Below are 18,536 nucleotides of genomic sequence, written 5' to 3' on the forward strand. Positions count from 1 at the left end.
TGATGAAAAAACAGGCACTGCTTAATACTTATATAAATAATGTAACAATGCCGGAAACTATTGCAGCTATCGAGCAGATGATTGAGGCTAATAAAAAATCCTATGTGGTTGCAATTAATGTCGATGTTGTGATGAAAATAGAGCAAGACCCATATCTAAAAAAAGTAGTGGACAATGCAGATATGGTTTTGGTGGATGGAAAACCTTTAGTTTGGATTTCAAAGATGCATGGAAAGCCTTTGAAGGCAAAAATTTCGGGATCTGATTTAGTTCCGCTGTTATGCGAAGTGGCGGCTGAAAAAGGTTACAAGATTTTTATCATTGGTGGAAAAGAAGGCATCGCAGAACAGGCCAAACAGAAACTGGAAACTAAGCATCCCAATATTAAAATCACTGGAACATATGCACCACCTTTTGGATTTGAAAAAAACGATGAAGAGCTTAATAAAATCAATCACATGATCTCTGAAGCACAGCCAGACTTGTTGATTGCGTGCTTTGGCTGTCCTAAACAGGAAAAGTGGATATATGAAAATATTGAAAAATATAGTGCTAAGGTGTCTGTTTGTGCGGGAGCTACGGTTGATTTTCTTGCTGGAAATGTAAAGCGTGCGCCACGTTGGATGAGTGAGCATGGCTTGGAATGGTTCTATCGTTTCTTGCAGGAACCAAAACGAATGTTTAAACGATACTTTGTTGACGATGTGAAAATTATAAGATTAATAAAAAAATACAGGTGAACAAATGGTGTTAGAAAAGCAAAATATCCTATTTATAGTTAGGACAATGGGATTGGGTGGTACTGAAAATGTTGTATTGCAATTATGTGAAATTTTGGCAGGAAGAGTAAACAAGATAGTAGTATGTTCGTCAGGTGGAGTTCATGAGTCGAAGCTTCAGACAATGGGAATCAAACATTATACGATCCAAGACGTTGCAAACAAAAATCCAGTGAGTATGCTGAGAATTTATAGTTCAATCAAATCTATAATAAAAAGAGAGAAGATTACAATAGTACATTCTCATCATCGAATGGCTGCTTTCTATGCCGAACTGGCAGCACCTAAAGGCGTTATTAAAGTTGCTAATGCGCATAATACTTTTCAAGATAAAAAGAAGTTAACACAATTTGCATATCATAATACAGAAATAATTGCAGTGGGAGAAATGGTTAGAGAAAATCTAACAGATTTTTTCAAGATTCCAGAAAATCAGGTAAGTGTGATACATAATGCGGTCAAACCTTTTGAAGGGGTCGTACAAAAAATATCAACCTTAGATATAGAAAAAAAAGAAGGACATATATTGATTGGTAATATTGGTAGGTTGTCTGAACAAAAAGGTATGAACTATTTTATTGATGCCGCTGAAATCGTTACGAGAAACCATCCGGAAGCACGATTTGTCATTGTAGGTGATGGTGAGTTGAAAGATCAGTTACATGAACGTGTTAAGAGTAAACATTTGCAGGATGTGTTTTTATTCCTAGGATATCGCAACGATATACAGAATGTTATTAGTCAGCTGGACTTTGTTGTTCTTAGTTCACTCTGGGAAGGATTGCCACTAACTCCTATTGAAGCGTATTCTGTTGGCAAAACAGTCATCGGAACTGCAGTTGATGGAACACAGGAAATAATTAGAACTGGAATTGATGGATATCTGGTTGAATCAAAAAATGCTACTCAAATTGCAGAGAAAATTGATGTATTGATCGAATATCCAGAAGTTCGGAAGAAAATGGAAGCACAGGCGATACGATGGTATCAGGCTGAATTTTCATTTGAAAAATTAAAAAAATCATATTTGCATTATTATGAAGGATTGCGAGAAAACTGATGGATGAAATAAAAGTTTCTGTAATTGTACCTGCATACAATACAGAGGGATATATTGAACGAATGATAACATGTCTATTGAAGCAGACGTATACAAATTTGCAACTAATATTTATTGATGATGGATCAACAGATAAAACCGCAAAGATTATAAAGAGTTTTAAAGATCCACGAATTGAATACTATTATCAAAAAAATTCAGGTGTATCTGCTGCTAGGAATTTAGGACTAAATAAAGTAACTGGAGATAAAATTTTCTTTTTTGATTCGGATGATACGTTTGGGCCATGTCTTATCAAAGATTGTATTGAATATGTGAAAGCTAACGATGTTGAAAGCGTGCTTTACGGCTATGGAAATAAAATCAATGGGGAGCTTACAGATGAACATGTATTTAAAATAGATGGGATATACCGTAATGATAGAATTTTGAATGAATTATTACCTGCATTTTTGGGGCATTCATTTGATGATGTGAATCAATGGTTGCGAGGCGAAAAGGGGCAAAGAGAAGGGAAAGAGCATACAGCGCTATGGCGAATTATGTTGGACGCATCAGTAGTTAAGGAAAACCAGATTTATTTTGATACTTCTCTTTGGCTAGGTGAAGATACAAAATTTATTAATACATATTTCCTTTATACACATTCAGTAGGAATACTGAAAAAGACATTATACTATTTAACGATTCGCGATGGTAGTGCAAATGTGACAAGCAACAGCAATCCGGTGTTTATGGCTCAAAATAAAGAAAAACTTATAGCTGCCCGAAGCGAAATTGATACTCTTGCTGCAATGCAAGGCGTAGATACGCATATATATTGGCAGGGCACCTTGGTGCTTTCGGCAGTCCAGTTGTCCCTTCGATTATCACACGATAAACGGGTGGTGGAAGATATTTCGGCAATATATGAGAAACAAAGATGTTCAGTGTGCAATTAAAGAATTTAAACCAGAAGTTATGACACTAAAATCTATACCATTTTTCTTATTGAAAATGAAATTGGGTGGAGTCTTGTATATGCTTTCAAAAATTACACCTAATAAGTTGATTAATAAATTTCTTTAGACCACAAAAGATTGGAGCGAATTAGAATTCTGATGGAGAACAAAACACATACAAAAAGCTTAGGAAATCAAATGTCCAAGCCAGTTAAGTGTATTTACTATGCAGTGACATTGTTTGGCAATGCAATCTGGAGTAAGATTCCGAGCCGCCATTTGCGAAAATGGTTTTTTCAGTTACTTGGGGCAAAAATGGGAAAAAAAACATTCCCGTGCCGCCGTGTGGAAATTCTTCTTCCGCAAGGTTTGAAATTAGGCGATGGAGTTGCTGTGGGCTGGTTTGCAGAGTTGGATGCACGCGGTGGTATTACAGTAGATCACGATACGAATATTTCTAGCCATGTAAAGATGATTACAGGAAGCCATGATATTGATGATCCAGACTTTACAGCAGATTTTAAACCCATTCATGTAGGTCATCATTGCTGGATTGGAACGGGCGCTACGATTTTGCAAGGTGTAAATATAGGTGATGGAGCGGTTATAGCAGCAGGGGCGGTTGTTACAAAGGATGTACCTTCTTATGAAATCTGGGGAGGGGTTCCTGCTAGATATATAAGGAAAAGAACAAACAATCTCAAGTACAAAATCGGAGAACCGCCCTTGTTTCATTAAGAAAATTTAAATGGAAAAGTTGGAAGAGATTGTTTCTGGCAGTGAAATCTATAAGGATTTATGTGAAGTTGTATATCTGTTATGACGCAAACGTTGAATATTAGGAGGTTAAAATGGATGCATTGGTAAGTGTGATTGTGCCTGTGTACAATGTTGAAAAATATTTACGGCAGTGTCTGGACAGTCTACTGAGACAAACGTATAAAAATATCGAGGTCATCATGGTAAATGATGGCTCAAAGGATTCTAGTGGAAAAATATGCGATGAATACGCAGAAAAATATGAAAATTTTCATGTGGTACATAAAAAAAATGCAGGACTTGGAATGGCTCGGAATACTGGGCTTGAGCATATTCATGGAGAATATGTTACTTTTTTAGATTCAGATGATTATCTGGAAGAAAATTGCATTGAAGTTCTGTATAAAAATCTTTTGCAATTCCGGGTTGACATGTGTAAAGGTGGGTTTAAACGAGTTGAGAATTCAGGCACGATTGTCTCAATACGTGAGTACGAGAATAAACTATATAAAGGAGCCTGTGCAAAACGGGAATTATTACCACGAATGATAGGAAGTTCACCTTCGCATCATGATAGTGTTGAAATGTGTGTGTGTGGAGCAATTTATAAAACTTCCTTAATAAAAGAATATGATTTGAAATTTGTATCAGAACGAGAATTTATCTCAGAAGATTTGGTATTTAATATTGATTATATGCAGCATGCAGATGGTGCTTGTACGATTGAAGCAGTGGGATATAATTATCGAATTAATCTAAAATCGTTGAGTACTAGTTATCGACCAGATCGATTTGAAGCGAGTAAACACTTTTATCTGGAGATGAAGAACAAACTTCAAGGATTAGGATATGGTAGAGAAACTATGTTTCGACTTGACCGAATGTTTTTCATTTATACGAGAATGTGTATAAGACAAGAAAAAAATGCGCAATCAAAAAAAGTGATAATGAAAATCAATTCAATTAAGCGTATGTGCACAGATTCTATATTGAATAGTGCGATAAAAGGATATCCAATAAATGAACTGGGAATAAAACAACGAGTTTTCTTGAAACTTATCTTTTATAGGTGGTCGTTATTATTGTATGTTCTGTCTTGTTTTAATGTTATTTGAATAGAGGAGTAATAGATGGGAAAAAAATGGGATGTCATAGATATTACAATGCTATGTCTTACATTCTATGAGCCACCAATTGTTCAGCATGAGGTATTTTTAGCATATAAATATGTTGTGATTGTAGCTTTATTTGTAAAATACTGTAAAGAAATCAAAGCTATTTGGAAAATAATTTTTCCAGCAATAATGTATGGGCTTGTAACATTGATTTCTACGGCGGCAAATGCAATGTCAATAAATACAGTAGTGGCTTCTTTTATATATGGAATGCAAATTGTGACAATATTTATTGTTTCACATAGAGCAATTAAAAGGCATGGTATATGTGTATTTATAAATTGGTTAACTTATATATTTGGATTCCTTGCAGTTTTGAGTGATTTACTGATGCTATTTGTAAATTATAATTTTTTGAATCCAAGTGAGGAGTATTTAATAGGAAATAAGTTTGTTATAGCATATGTCCATTGCTTTTGGACTGCATTAGTATTTTACAAATATAAGAAGGAAGATTTTCCATTTTTAAGGAAAGGAAAAATTAACTGCAAGAAATTAAAATGTGCAATCAAAAGCTTTGTTGTGGCAGTACTCTCGTTTTTCATATGTATGAAAGTTACAACTTCTACAGGAATGATTGCGGTTGTTGTATTGACTTTGTTAATGATAATGCCAACTAGAATACAGAAAATTCTATCATCAAATTATGCATTGATTGCAACTGCTGGAATTATGAATATTTTGAATTTTGGAACAGCACAATTGATGACAAATGTTCATGTGCAATATTTTATTCAAAATGTGTTAGGTAAATCGTCTACGCTTAATGGACGTTCACAAATTTGGGCGATAATATTTGAATTTATTAGAAAAAAAGTTTGGATTGGGTATGGATATTACAACGGAGTGATTGAAAAATATCTTGGCTATGGAAATCCACAGAATGGTGTTTTAAAAATACTATTAGACACAGGAATATTTGGATTATTGCTTTATGTCGCTTTGTTATTTATTATGTTGCAACCTTTAAATAGTAAAAAATTCGAGAACAACTTTTCAATGCTTGCTTTTTTATATGCTATGCTTGTAGCATCGTTAGTAGAAATTAATCTTACGCATATGATTGTTTTTATGTCATTGGCAATTATTGCGTTTGGATGTGAAAGAAAGGAATGAATTCATGATAGTTGGTATTTTGTCAATGCAAAGAGTAATAAATTATGGCTCTTTTCTTCAAGCATATGCACTAAAGCGTGAACTTGAAAAAATGGGAAATGAAGTTAGATTTGTTGACATTGAAAGTAATACAGAAACAGATTTAAACAGGAAAAATAGATTTTTGGATATTTTAAATAAGTTCAAACTGGTTGATCACTACTTGATTCGAAGAATCGTAGATAGTAGAAAAAATCGTAAGCTCAATAAAACTATCCTTTATGCGCAGGAAAAATATCTTGGTCTGGATAAGTCGATAATGAGGAGCACGGAATGTAAAGCAGTTGTAATAGGAAGCGATGAAATTTTTAATTGTGATTCAAATAGTGTATGGGGAATTAAAGGACAACGGTTCGGAAATATAGAGAATGTGGATTTTTGTGTAAGTTATGCAGCTTCTTGTGGATATACTGGATTAGAGAATATTCGAGCTGAGGACAGAAAAACTATAGATAGTGGATTAAAAAGACTATTGCATATTTCAGTACGCGATAGAAATACATTCGACTTTGTTGAAGATATATCAGGAAGAATTGCAAATTATAATTTGGATCCCGTTTTAGTTTATGATTTTTATGAAGAAGTAAAAAATGGAGAAAATGAGGGGATTCCAACTGAACCATATATGGTTGTGTATGCATATCATAATCGAATAGATGATAAGAAAGAGATTAAAAGTATTCAAGAGTATGCAAGGAATAATGGTCTTAAAACTATCGCAATTGGTGGGTCCCTCCCCTGGTGTGATGAGTTTGCAATTTTGACACCTTTTCAAGTTCTTGCATATTTTAAGAATGCGAACTGCATAGTCACTGATACATTTCATGGAACTGTTATTGCAGCAAAATATAATAAGCCTGTTGCTGTTATAGTTAGAGATAGTAATTATAATAAATTGCAGGATCTTGTTGAACGCCTTCATATACAGCAGCATATTTATCATAAGGAAAACAATATTGATTCAATTTTGCAAATTAGAGATGACTATGATTTGTGTAATATGGAAATCAAAAAAGGAATTAAGGACACTCATGAATATTTAAAATTATGTGGTTTTTAAAGACCAAATTATATATTTAGTGAACTAGCAAAAATACATACTTATATCATAAGGTTATATTATCGGGAGAAAATTATCCCTGTCTGTATGATAATAAAATACTGCAGAATTGTTGGTTTTAAATGAACTGTTTAGAAGGCATTCAATACCAAATTTGCTTGCGTATTCTATAATGAGGAGAAAGTTGGCATTGGAGAATAAAATGCCTTCATCAAAAATTATTTTAAATTGCCAATTGTTTTCAAGGGCTAGGGAGTTTGTTTTATTCATAAAGGAACCCTATGTTTGGGCTTGTTAAGTTAAGACTTGAATACCTAAATTTTACCACAAATCGATGCTCTTTTTTCATTCACCAACACGTGAAAAGCAATATACAATTATACAGTAACTATGTGTGGCTTTCATCCAAGCTAACCGTTTTACTGTACATAATTTAGGATAAATAATGTAATTGAGTAGGGGGGGGGGAGAAATTAGAGGATGGCAAAAAACAGAAGTGATTATTTAATTAAAAATACAATTATATTTACTATGGGAAATTTGGGATCAAAGCTAATATCATTTTTTTTGGTTCCATTATACACTTATGCGCTTACAGCAACTGAATATGGAGTAGTTGATCTTATTGTAACGGTTGGAACTGTTGCAGTTCCAGTTCTTACATTAAACATTTCTGAAGCAGTTATGCGGTTTGCATTGGATAAAGATGCTGATAAAAAGAAAATAACACAAATAGGAACAGGAATATTGATAATTGGGATGCTACTTGGTTTGTTGATTTTCCCAATATGTCATTCTTTTAATAAGATATCCCAATATTCGGAATTTGTTTACTTTTATGTTGTTGCTTTGTCAATGAGTCAGCTTTATTTGTGTGACTTGCGTGGAAAAGAACTTTTGGTCTATTATTCAATTGGAAATGTATTAAATACTTTTTTTATAGCTGCATTAAACATTCTGTTTCTTGTGGTATTGAAAGAAGGAATTGAGGGATATTTAAAAGCGTATATTATTGCCAATACACTTACTGCAATTTATGCAATTGTAGTAGGAAAAGGATATAAATCTTTTAATTTCTCAGAAATTGATAAAGGACTATTGGCAAGAATGGCCAAATACTCGATAGTATTAATTCCTAATTCGTTTATGTGGTGGATTATGAATTCTTCAGATCGTATTATGGTGTCCAGCATGATAAGTGTGGCTGCTAATGGAATTTATGCTGTTTCATATAAACTTCCTACGTTAGTGTCTACATTGACAACAATCTTTAATCAGGCATGGAGTTATTCAGCAATTCGTGAAGAGGGAACAGCGGATGAAAGCGAATATAATAATAAAATATTTAAAGTTTTAATCGGAATTGTGATGTTAACTGGAATAGGTATATTAACATTTGCAAAACCTTTTTTGAGTGTATATGTATCGAAAGAGTATTATATAGCGTGGAAGTATATGCCGTTTTTGACAGTGGGTTGCGTATATTTGACAATGGCAAGTTTTATGGCAACTAGTTATACAGTTCATAAAGATAGTTTTGGCTATCTTTTTTCTGGAATGTTTGGCGCAATATTTAACATTGTGATGAATTTTATTTTAATTCCTCTAATAGGTGTTTATGGTGCTGCAATTGCTACATGTATCAGCTATATTCTTGTATTTGTTTTCAGACTTTTTCATACAAGAAAGTATATTAAATATAATATAAAGAATAAAGAATTTTTGTTGGGTAGTATAATTCTATTTTTATCTGCTGCCTTAATGTATGTAGACAATTGGAGTGGATTCGGCTTGCAATGTTTCCTTTTGTTAGTTGTTATATGCCTGTTTTCGGATATCTGGTTGCCAATAGTAAGAAAAATGTTTCAATTAAAAAGGAGACAATGATATGATTACAGTATGTGAAAAAGGAAAATGCACTGGTTGTATGGAATGCATTGATATTTGTCCTAAAAATGCAATAAAAGTTATTGATTCATTGATAGAGTATAATGCGATAATTGATCCTGAACAATGTATTCAATGCAATGCGTGTCATAACGCATGTCAAAATAATACTAAACAAGTGTTAACGAGACCCATTTATTGGAAACAAGGATGGGCGCAAGACGATGCTGTTCGTATGCGCTCTTCATCTGGAGGAATAGCAGCAGCAATAGAACAGGGGTTTATTAAAGCTGGTGGGATAGTTTGCAGTTGTACATTTGATTTTGGAAGGTTTGCGTTTGAGTTTGCTGAAACAGAGGATGAAGTAGGTAAATTTACGGGTTCAAAATATGTAAAAAGTAACCCGAAAGGTATATACAGAAAAATTTTAGAAAAACTCAAACTGGGGAGAAAAGTACTTTTTGTTGGTTTGCCGTGTCAGGTTTCTGCGATTAAGCAGTACACAAATAATCACAAAAACTTGTATACAATTGATTTGATTTGCCATGGAACTCCTTCACCACAGATTTTAGACAGTTTTTTGGCTGATTATGGAATTCGATTAAACGAAGCCCAAAGTATAAGATTTCGAGTGAAAGATAATTTTAAACTAGAACAGAATGGAAAGTGCTTTGCTGTTCCAACAACTATCGATAATTATTTGATGACATTTTTAAATTCGACAACATACACAGAGAATTGTTATCAGTGCCAATATGCCAGAATTGAAAGAACTGGTGATATCACACTTGGAGATTCATGGGGGAGTGAACTTGAAAAATGTATCCAGGATAAAGGAATCTCTTTGGTTCTCTGCCAAAATGAAAAGGGAAGAGAACTTATAAATGAATCAAATTTGACTCTTATAGACGTAGATTTGGCAAAAGCAATAGAAAGCAATCATCAGCTATATCAGCCATCACAGAAACCAAAGGAGCGTGAATTGCTTTTTAAAGAACTAAAAAAGGGTAGTGGTTTTAAGAAAGCTGTAAGAAGATGTTATCCTAAGAAATATTTTAAAAATGCTATAAAAACTTTGTTATATAAGATTAAATTTTTTTTGGGGGGGGGGCAAAAGTCACTATCAAGTAGTAGTTATTATGGCTGCAAAGGGTAAAATGAAATAAACATTACGAATGCTAGTGAACTTGTATATAGCTATGACTCAAAAAGAAAATTGAATAACTTTAAAAACTTACAGGGACACATACTATAGACAAAAACTCATGAAAAGTTGTTTATCATGACCTCACAATAAAACGTTCTGTTCTTTGTATGCTGGAAATTATTGTTTATGTAGTATTATTTTTTATTGTGGATAATAACGCTATAGGAAACAAAAGTATTTGATGTTAGGTGAGGAATCTGAATTTAATGATAAAAAATATTAATATGGATAGTACTTTTTTGAAATTAGGTCAACGAAAATTCAAATAATATATTGGAAAGAACCAATCTAGGTAATACGGCATATACAGGAAAAAATGTGGAAGCATATGGCTTTTTCAAATGGCAAATAAATGCGGCGTGTTTGGAGAAAAAACACCGGAGATATTATAGTGGATTCGTAAAATGAATAAACTTGAATATGCTGAGAGAATAAAACATCATTTTGGAGAATAAAATATTAATGAATTTATTGATCTACAGTGTGAAGTATTACATAGTAGCTGCAGATAAATGAAAACAAGTGTGTTAGATGCTACCATTGTTTGAAGGTCTGTCTATATAAAGTAGCGAAAGAAGCATAATTGAGGAAAATAAAAATGAGCAAATACTTTGGAACAGACGGCTTCCGCGGTGAAGCCGGAATTACATTAACATCAGACCATGCGTATAAGGTTGGGCGTTTCTTAGGTTGGTATTATAATGCTCTGCGTGAGAACAGTGGTGATACCAACCCTGCTCGTATCGTAATCGGTAAGGATACTCGTCGCAGTTCCTATATGTTCGAGTACAGCCTGGTTGCTGGCCTGACGGCTTCTGGTGCAGACGCTTATCTTCTGCATGTTACCACCACCCCATCCGTGGCTTACATTGCCCGTGTGGATGATTTTGACTGTGGCATTATGATTTCTGCAAGCCACAATCCATACTATGATAACGGTATCAAGTTGATCAACTGTTACGGTGAGAAGATGCCGGAAGAGACTTTGCTGTTGATAGAGGATTACCTTGATGGTAAGCTCCATGTGTTCGATAAGGATTGGCCGGAGCTGCCGTTTGCAAGCCGTGATCATGTTGGCTGTACGGTGGATTATGTGGCAGGCCGAAATCGTTACATGGGTTATCTGATTTCCTTAGGTATCTATTCTTTCAGAGGTGTCAAGGTTGGTCTGGACTGTGCGAATGGCAGCTCATGGAATATTGCGAAGTCTGTTTTTGATGCTCTTGGTGCAGATACCTATGTTATCAATAACCAGCCAAACGGTACCAATATCAATAACAATGCTGGATCCACCCATATCGAGGGACTGCAGAAGTTTGTTGTGGAGAAAGGTCTGGATGTTGGATTTGCCTACGATGGTGATGCAGACCGTTGCCTGTGCGTGGATGAGAAGGGTAATGTCATCACCGGTGATCATATCCTGTATATTTACGGCTGCTATATGAAAGAACGTGGTAAGCTGCTGAATAATACAGTTGTTACTACGGTCATGTCAAACTTTGGTTTGTATAAGGCGTTTGATGAGCAGGGTATTGGTTATGCCAAGACTGCTGTCGGTGATAAGTATGTTTACGAGTATATGGTGAAGAATGACTGCCGTATTGGCGGTGAGCAGAGCGGGCATATTATTTTCTCCAAGTATGCCAGCACCGGCGATGGTATACTGACCAGTCTGAAGATGATGGAAGTCATGCTGGCGAAGAAGAAGCCGATGAGTGAACTGACAGCACCGTTGAAGATCTATCCGCAGGTGTTGGAAAATATCCGTGTGACAGATAAGAAGGCTGCACAGAATGATCCTGCTGTACAGGAAGCGGTGTCCAGGGTTGCAGAAGCGCTGGGTGATACTGGCCGTATTCTTGTCCGTGAGTCCGGAACGGAGCCGGTCGTGCGTGTTATGGTTGAAGCACCTGCCCATGATATCTGCCAGAAGTATGTTGATGAAGTGGTCAACGTAATTTGTGAAAAGGGATATAAAGCATAAGGTCAATGACGACTCTGGGCAATCATCCAGAGCCGTTTTGCATAATAGGGAAGTATATTAGACGAGAGATTTAAATAACGGGAGGGATAAACCTATGTGTGGAATCGTTGGTTTTACAGGAAAGCGTCCGGCAGCACCGATCCTGCTGGACGGTCTGTCGAAACTGGAATATAGAGGATATGACTCAGCTGGACTGGCTGTCCGTGATGGAGAGGCTCTGGCAGAGGTCGTGAAGGCAAAGGGCCGTCTGACAAATCTGGTCGAGAAAACAGATGCAGGCAAAGCGTTAAAAGGAGCCTGTGGTATTGGACATACCCGCTGGGCTACCCATGGTGAGCCCAGCCAGATCAATGCGCATCCTCATGTTTCTGGTAACTGCAGTAAATCAGGTTCCGGTGCTGTGGAGTCTGAGGTCGTTGGTGTACATAACGGTATTATTGAGAATTACACAGAATTGAAAGAGAAGCTGCTGAAGCACGGTTATACTTTTTACAGTCAGACAGATACAGAGGTGGTTGTTAAGCTGGTTGATTACTATTATAAAAAGTACAGCCTTGGTCCTATCGATGCCATTGCGAAGACAATGGTCCGTGTCCGCGGTTCTTATGCTCTTGAGCTGATGTTCCGTGATTATCCGGGCGAGATTTGGGTGGCTCGTAAGGACAGTCCGATGATCATTGGTATTGCAGATGGCGAGACTTATGTGGCTTCTGATGTCCCGGCAATCCTGAAATATACGAGAAATGTATATTATATCGGGAATCTTGAGTTTGCAAAGCTGACACCGGGCGAGGCTCATTTTTATGATCTGAACGGTGACGAGATCGAGAAGCAGACTACAGAAATCAAGTGGGATGCTGAGGCTGCTGAAAAGGGCGGCTTTGAACATTTCATGATGAAAGAAATCCACGAGCAGCCGAAGGCTGTCCAGGATACCCTTAATTCCGTGATCAGGAATGGTGCTATTGATCTGTCCAACGTGGAGATCAATGAGGACGAGATTAAAAACTTTGAGCAGATTTATATTGTTGCCTGCGGTTCTGCATGGCATGTTGGTATGGCTGCTCAATATGTACTGGAGGATATGGCAGATATCCCGGTACGTGTGGAACTTGCGTCAGAGTTCCGCTATCGTAAAATGCCAGTTAATCAGAAAGCCCTGGTGATCGTTGTCAGCCAGTCTGGTGAAACAGCAGATACACTGGCAGCATTGCGGCTTGCAAAGGAAAAGGGTATCGCTACGATGGCGATCGTCAATGTGGTTGGCAGCAGTATTGCCCGTGAAGCAGATAAGGTGTTCTACACACTTGCTGGTCCGGAGATCTCTGTTGCTACGACTAAGGCATACAGCGCACAGCTTGTGGCTATGTACTGTCTGGCTGTTCAGTTTGCAAAAGTCAGAGGAAAGATCACAGATGAGCAGTATGGTTACTATATCTCTGAGCTGCAGACTATTCCGGAAAAGATGCAGAAGGTCCTGGAAGATAAAGAACGTATCCAGTGGTTTGCTGCAAAGTATGCCAATGCCCATGATGTATTCTTTGTGGGCCGTGGTATTGATTATGCAGTTTGTCTGGAGGGCAGTTTGAAGTTGAAGGAAATCAGCTATATCCATTCTGAAGCATACGCAGCAGGTGAGCTGAAACATGGCACGATCAGTCTGATCGAGCAGGGAACGTTGGTCATTGGTGTATTGACTCAGAGCGGACTGTATGAGAAGACTGTAAGCAATATGTTAGAGTGCAAGAGCCGCGGATCCTACCTGATGGGGCTGACTACATATGGCAAATACGAGATTGAGGATCAGGTGAACTTCACTGTGTATGTGCCGAAGGTGGATGAGCATTTCGTGGGCAGCCTGGCAGTTATTCCTCTGCAGCTTCTGGGCTATTATGTTTCTGTTGCAAAGGGTCTAGATGTTGATAAGCCGAGAAATCTTGCAAAGAGTGTTACAGTGGAGTAAAAATACGTGTACAAGGCTGATTTATTTGCAGATTTGTGATATACTAAAACGCGAGTGAAAGATTGAAATAATGCCGTGTGTGAAACACATACTCCTTCAGAGCTAAAGCACACACGGTATATTTTAAAACTTGACATATAGTTTATAACGAAAATAAAACAAACCAAAAAAGGAATACAAGAAAAATGAACCTATCAAAAATACACCACATCGCAATCATCGTATCCAACTACGAATCCGCAAAGGATTTCTACGTAAACAAGCTTGGATTCTCCATCATCAGAGAAAACTACCGTCCGGAGCGCAGGGACTGGAAGCTGGATCTGCGTGTGGATGAGCACACGGAGCTGGAGATTTTTGCAGAACCAAATCCACCGAAGCGGGTGAGCCGTCCGGAGGCTTGTGGCCTGCGTCATCTTGCTTTCTGTGTGGAGAGCGTGGAGCAGACGGTGAAAGAGCTGGCGGAGGTCGGGATCGAATGTGAGCCGATCCGTGTGGATGATTTTACCGGCAAGAAGATGACGTTTTTTCATGACCCGGACGGACTGCCGCTGGAACTGCATGAGTAAGGGGAGATGGAACAAATGATATTTCGTAAGGGAGTAAAAGAGGATTTTGACAACATAAAATCTCTGTACTGGGAGCTGATTGACCAGGAGCAGGGTGATCCATCGTTTCCACATTGGAAGAAGGGTATCCATCCTTCTGATGAAATGCTGCATAACAGTATTGGTAAGGAGGAACTGTATGTACTGGCAGATGGCGGCGAGATTGCGGCCTGTGCGATAGTTAATGATGAAAAGGTGGATGGCTACGCAGATGTGCCGTGGCAGATCGATTCGGATGAGGTTATGGTCGTTCATGTTCTGGCAGTGCATCCGGAGCAGCGTGGTAAGGGTCTGGCCCGGAAATTGATGGAGCACATTGTAGGATCGGAAAGAAAAGCCGGAGTATGATGTCGGGAAGATCCTTAAGGAACTGATGGATCCGGCTGTTGTGTTTTATGAAGCGGGAATGTCTTTGCGGGTTATCGCAGATGAGCTGGGGCTGAACTCGATCAAGGTTCGGAAGCTGTTTATCACGGCCGGTGTGTATGCATCGGATGTGGCAGATAAGATCAGTGTTGGAGCTGAGCGGCAGCGGAGGTACAGAGCGATGAAGCGGTGGAGGAATGCCACAACAGAAGAAGGATCAGCAGATGTTCGTATAACAGCGAGATCAAAATGAAATAATGGTTGACGGAACTGGGAAAGAACGTACTGTTCGAGCAGGGTTTGCATATGTTGCATGAAGTAAAACAGCCATCAACTTGTTATTTGCTCTATGAAATGGTAAAATCAAAATAAAACAGGTGAGTTGTAACCTCGTGCTTGAGGAACAGCTTCAGAAAGGAGTCTGAAAAGCATGGGAAGATTTGTGAACCCGGACAACAGTGCATTTCAGGTTGCTCTTAACTCCAGAATATATGTGGATAAGACTGGCCTGATCGAGTACACAAACAGTGTTCTTGATACAACAAATGCTTATATCTGCAATAGTCGGCCACGCCGGTTCGGAAAATCTTATGCAGCTAATATGTTGGCTGCGTATTATAGCAAAGGCGCAGATTCTGAGCAGATGTTTTCTGGATTGCAGATAAGCAGGGAGGCCGACTTTAAAAAGCATCTTAACAAGTATGATGTGATCCATATCGATATTCAGTGGTTTCTGGCAAACTGTGATGATGCGGATAATATAGTGAAGCATGTCACGGAGGCGGTTCTGGATGAATTGCGGGAGGTTTATCCGGATGTTCTGCCACTTGAAGTATCTGGCTTGCCGGATGCACTTTCAAGAATCAAAGATAAGGTGGGACAGAAGTTTATCGTCATCATTGATGAATGGGATGTACTGATTCGTGATGAGGCGGCCAATAAAAAAGCACAGGAAGATTATATAAATTTCCTGCGAGGAATGTTCAAAGGAATAGAACCTACAAAGTATATTCAACTGGCGTACCTTACAGGTATTCTTCCCATAAAGAAGGAAAAAACACAGTCAGCTCTGAATAACTTTGATGAGTTTTCTATGCTGAGCCCAGGCAGTCTCGCACCGTATGTTGGTTTTACTGAGAATGAAGTGCGGAAACTGGCAGAAGAATATCATCAGGATTTCGATGAGGTAAAGCGTTGGTATGATGGATATCTGCTGAATGGTCATCAGGTTTATAATCCGCGAGCAGTTGTCGGCGTGATGCTTCGGGGAGAATTCAAGAGCTATTGGTCAGAAACAGCTTCGTATGACGCGATTGTTCCGCTGATCAACATGAATTATGGCGGCTTGAAAACAGCTATTATTGAAATGATCTCTGGTGCAGAGGTTAAAGTAAACACAGCAACCTTTAAGAACGATACAGTAAGCATCAAAAGCAAGGATGATGTGTTAACCTACATGATTCACCTGGGCTATTTTGGATATAACCCCAAATTAAAGACTGCCTTCGTGCCGAACGAAGAGATTCGACAAGAACTTACAGCTGCTGTTGAAAGTAAGCAGTGGAATGAGATGCTGGAATTCCAGAAAAATTCGGAACATTTACTTGATGCTACGTTGGACATGGATGGAGTAGAAGTTGCTGCTCAGATTGAAAAAATCCACAACGAGTATGCGTCTTCCATTCAATATAACAATGAGAATTCGCTGAGCAGTGTTTTGGCAATTGCATATTTAAGTGCAATGCAGTACTATTTTAAACCTGTCCGGGAATTGCCGACAGGCCGTGGATTTGCTGATTTTGTGTTTATCCCAAAGATAGAGTACTGTTCATCTTATCCGGCGTTGATCGTAGAGCTGAAGTGGAATCAAAATGCCCAGACTGCCGTGATGCAGATTAAAGATAAAAAATATCCTTCTTCAATTCTGGATTACACAGGTGAAATCCTGCTTGTTGGGATCAACTATGATAAAACCAGTAAGGAACATCAATGTTTGATCGAAAAATATGAAAAAGAGTGACTTTGGAACATAATTGTATAATAAAAAAACACAAAATACAAAGACTGCCGCAGGTTTCGCGCCTGCGGCATTTTGCAGTTTGTACAAAAAACACAGAAAATATATTGGAAAAAGAGCGGGAAAAGGGTATAATGTCAGAGAAAGTGTGATTGATAAAATACAGACGTTTTTTTCTGCTTTGTCAGGTCATAAATAAGTGAGGCGGAGGATGTAACAATGGAACAGCAGCATATGTTTACCAACCGGATGATCCGTAATCTTCTGGTGCCGGTAGTGCTGGAACAGATTTTGAATTCGATAATGGGAACCGCAGATACCATGATGGTCAGCAATGTGGGATCTGCGGCTCTTTCTGCGGTATCGCTGGTGGATTCCATCAATGTGCTTCTGATCCAGGCTTTTTCGGCGCTGGCAGCGGGAGGCGCCATTGTCTGCGCCCAGTATATCGGACAGAGGAATTACGAGAAGGCGAACATGTCTGCCAGGCAGGTGCTTTTTATCATCACAGCGATCTCTGTAGTGGTGTCTGCAGTCTGTCTGATTTTTCAGAAGCCGCTTTTGAGGCTGATCTTCGGTGCGGTGGATGCGGATGTTATGCGTGCATCGGAAACCTATTTCTTTTTCACGGCACTGTCATTCCCCTTTATTGCGGCTTATGATTCTGCGGCTTCGATCTTTCGTGCCCAGGAGAATACCAAGGGGCCTATGACCATCTCCATGATCTCCAATATCATGAACATTGGCGGAAATGCGGTTCTGATCTGGGTTTTCCACCTTGGTGTTGCAGGAGCGGCGATCTCCACACTGGTTTCCCGTATTTTCTGTGCAGTGGTTGTTCTCTGGCAGCTGCGTAAGGATCGTCAGCCTGTCGTTGTGAGGGATTACCTGAAGATCCGCCCGGACTGGAGCATGATCGGACGGATCCTGGGACTTGGGATCCCTTCGGGAATTGAGAACAGCATGTTTCAGCTTGGAAAGCTTGCCATCCAGTCTACGGTTTCCACACTGGGCACAGCAGCCATCGCAGCGCAGGCAATGACTAATATCCTTGAGAACCTGAATGGTATCGCAGCCATCGGAGTAGGTGTGGGCCTGATGACTATCGTAGGCCAGTGTCTTGGTGCCGGTCGAAAGGATGAGGCGGTCTATTACATAAAAAAACTCTGCGTCATTGCAGAGGCAGTTATTATCGTAAGCTGTCTGATTGTGTATGTTTTGGTCAGACCGGTAACGATCCTTGGCGGAATGGAGAGTACCAGTGCGGAAATGTGCATCCACATGATCACATGGATCACCATCGTAAAGCCTGTGGTATGGACAATGGCGTTCGTGCCGGGGTATGGTCTTCGTGCAGCCGGTGATGTGAAGTTTTCCATGATCACCTCCTGCTGTACCATGTGGGCATGCAGGTTCTGTCTCTGTGTTTTCCTGATCCGTGTCCTGGGCTTCGGGCCTATGGGTGTCTGGATCGGAATGTTTGCAGACTGGACTGTTCGTGGGATTATTTTTACCTGGCGTTTCCACAGCCGCAAATGGCTGGAGCACAAGGTGATTTAAAAAGGAGGGCGTCGT

17 protein-coding genes and 1 pseudogene are annotated in these 18,536 nt (G+C 38.8%); 17 read left to right on the forward strand and 1 reads right to left on the reverse strand.

Features of this window, described 5'->3' with window-relative positions; all coding sequences use genetic code 11:
* The first annotated feature begins 2 nt into the window (after nucleotides 1-2).
* From DWX61_RS03565 to DWX61_RS03595, 7 genes and pseudogenes are all read left to right on the forward strand, one after another.
* Entirely contained in the window at nucleotides 3-740 is a 738-nt protein-coding gene (locus DWX61_RS03565) for a WecB/TagA/CpsF family glycosyltransferase (protein WP_118623836.1), read from the forward strand.
* Nucleotides 741-744: 4 nt separating this feature from the next.
* A complete protein-coding gene (locus tag DWX61_RS03570) occupies nucleotides 745-1,839 on the forward strand; it encodes a glycosyltransferase (RefSeq protein ID WP_118623838.1) in 1,095 nt (364 codons plus the stop codon).
* On the forward strand, nucleotides 1,839-2,780 hold the full coding sequence (locus tag DWX61_RS03575; protein WP_118623840.1) for a glycosyltransferase family 2 protein: 942 nt from the start codon (nucleotides 1,839-1,841) through the stop codon (nucleotides 2,778-2,780). Before DWX61_RS03570 ends, DWX61_RS03575 begins: the two co-directional genes overlap by 1 nt.
* A gap of 522 nt (nucleotides 2,781-3,302) precedes the next feature.
* A pseudogene (locus tag DWX61_RS19665) lies at nucleotides 3,303-3,518 on the forward strand (DapH/DapD/GlmU-related protein); the annotation flags it as partial.
* A 113-nt stretch (nucleotides 3,519-3,631) separates the two neighbouring features.
* Complete coding sequence (locus DWX61_RS03585) at nucleotides 3,632-4,654, forward strand: glycosyltransferase family 2 protein (protein WP_118623844.1); 1,023 nt, start codon at nucleotides 3,632-3,634, stop codon at nucleotides 4,652-4,654.
* A 15-nt stretch (nucleotides 4,655-4,669) separates the two neighbouring features.
* Nucleotides 4,670-5,830, forward strand: a complete 1,161-nt coding sequence (locus DWX61_RS03590; RefSeq protein WP_118623846.1) for an O-antigen ligase family protein — start codon at nucleotides 4,670-4,672, stop codon at nucleotides 5,828-5,830.
* 4 nt (nucleotides 5,831-5,834) lie between these two features.
* The gene (locus DWX61_RS03595; protein WP_118623848.1) at nucleotides 5,835-6,929 is read left to right on the forward strand and encodes a polysaccharide pyruvyl transferase family protein; all 1,095 of its coding nucleotides are present in this window, start codon (nucleotides 5,835-5,837) and stop codon (nucleotides 6,927-6,929) included.
* Nucleotides 6,930-6,983: 54 nt separating this feature from the next.
* Here DWX61_RS03595 and DWX61_RS19070 read toward each other — a convergent pair whose 3' ends face one another.
* Nucleotides 6,984-7,199 (reverse strand): hypothetical protein, encoded by a 216-nt coding sequence (locus tag DWX61_RS19070; RefSeq protein ID WP_147419608.1) that lies wholly within the window; start codon nucleotides 7,197-7,199, stop codon nucleotides 6,984-6,986.
* Nucleotides 7,200-7,409: 210 nt separating this feature from the next.
* Between DWX61_RS19070 and DWX61_RS03600 the strand changes: the two genes are divergently transcribed.
* The 10 genes from DWX61_RS03600 (at nucleotide 7,410) to DWX61_RS03645 (ending at nucleotide 18,521) form a co-directional block, all read left to right on the forward strand.
* Nucleotides 7,410-8,816 (forward strand): lipopolysaccharide biosynthesis protein, encoded by a 1,407-nt coding sequence (locus DWX61_RS03600; RefSeq protein WP_118623850.1) that lies wholly within the window; start codon nucleotides 7,410-7,412, stop codon nucleotides 8,814-8,816.
* A 1-nt stretch (nucleotide 8,817) separates the two neighbouring features.
* On the forward strand, nucleotides 8,818-9,972 hold the full coding sequence (locus DWX61_RS03605) for a Coenzyme F420 hydrogenase/dehydrogenase, beta subunit C-terminal domain (RefSeq protein ID WP_118623852.1): 1,155 nt from the start codon (nucleotides 8,818-8,820) through the stop codon (nucleotides 9,970-9,972).
* A gap of 559 nt (nucleotides 9,973-10,531) precedes the next feature.
* Entirely contained in the window at nucleotides 10,532-10,606 is a 75-nt protein-coding gene (locus tag DWX61_RS19510; RefSeq protein WP_353652862.1) for a hypothetical protein, read from the forward strand.
* Between the two features lie 15 nt (nucleotides 10,607-10,621).
* The gene (gene glmM, locus DWX61_RS03615; protein WP_118623854.1) at nucleotides 10,622-12,007 is read left to right on the forward strand and encodes a phosphoglucosamine mutase; all 1,386 of its coding nucleotides are present in this window, start codon (nucleotides 10,622-10,624) and stop codon (nucleotides 12,005-12,007) included.
* Nucleotides 12,008-12,101: 94 nt separating this feature from the next.
* On the forward strand, nucleotides 12,102-13,970 hold the full coding sequence (gene glmS, locus DWX61_RS03620; RefSeq protein ID WP_118623856.1) for a glutamine--fructose-6-phosphate transaminase (isomerizing): 1,869 nt from the start codon (nucleotides 12,102-12,104) through the stop codon (nucleotides 13,968-13,970).
* Nucleotides 13,971-14,155: 185 nt separating this feature from the next.
* A complete protein-coding gene (gene gloA2 / locus DWX61_RS03625) occupies nucleotides 14,156-14,539 on the forward strand; it encodes an SMU1112c/YaeR family gloxylase I-like metalloprotein (RefSeq protein WP_015524800.1) in 384 nt (127 codons plus the stop codon).
* A gap of 15 nt (nucleotides 14,540-14,554) precedes the next feature.
* Complete coding sequence (locus DWX61_RS03630) at nucleotides 14,555-14,926, forward strand: GNAT family N-acetyltransferase (RefSeq protein ID WP_182433938.1); 372 nt, start codon at nucleotides 14,555-14,557, stop codon at nucleotides 14,924-14,926.
* Between the two features lie 40 nt (nucleotides 14,927-14,966).
* The gene (locus DWX61_RS03635) at nucleotides 14,967-15,197 is read left to right on the forward strand and encodes a hypothetical protein (RefSeq protein ID WP_182433939.1); all 231 of its coding nucleotides are present in this window, start codon (nucleotides 14,967-14,969) and stop codon (nucleotides 15,195-15,197) included.
* 177 nt (nucleotides 15,198-15,374) lie between these two features.
* Complete coding sequence (locus tag DWX61_RS03640) at nucleotides 15,375-16,964, forward strand: AAA family ATPase (protein ID WP_118623862.1); 1,590 nt, start codon at nucleotides 15,375-15,377, stop codon at nucleotides 16,962-16,964.
* A gap of 216 nt (nucleotides 16,965-17,180) precedes the next feature.
* A complete protein-coding gene (locus DWX61_RS03645) occupies nucleotides 17,181-18,521 on the forward strand; it encodes an MATE family efflux transporter (RefSeq protein ID WP_118623864.1) in 1,341 nt (446 codons plus the stop codon).
* The last annotated feature ends 15 nt before the right edge of the window (nucleotides 18,522-18,536 follow it).

Source organism: Ruminococcus sp. AF20-12LB (assembly GCF_003478985.1).
GTDB lineage: Bacteria > Bacillota > Clostridia > Lachnospirales > Lachnospiraceae > Blautia_A.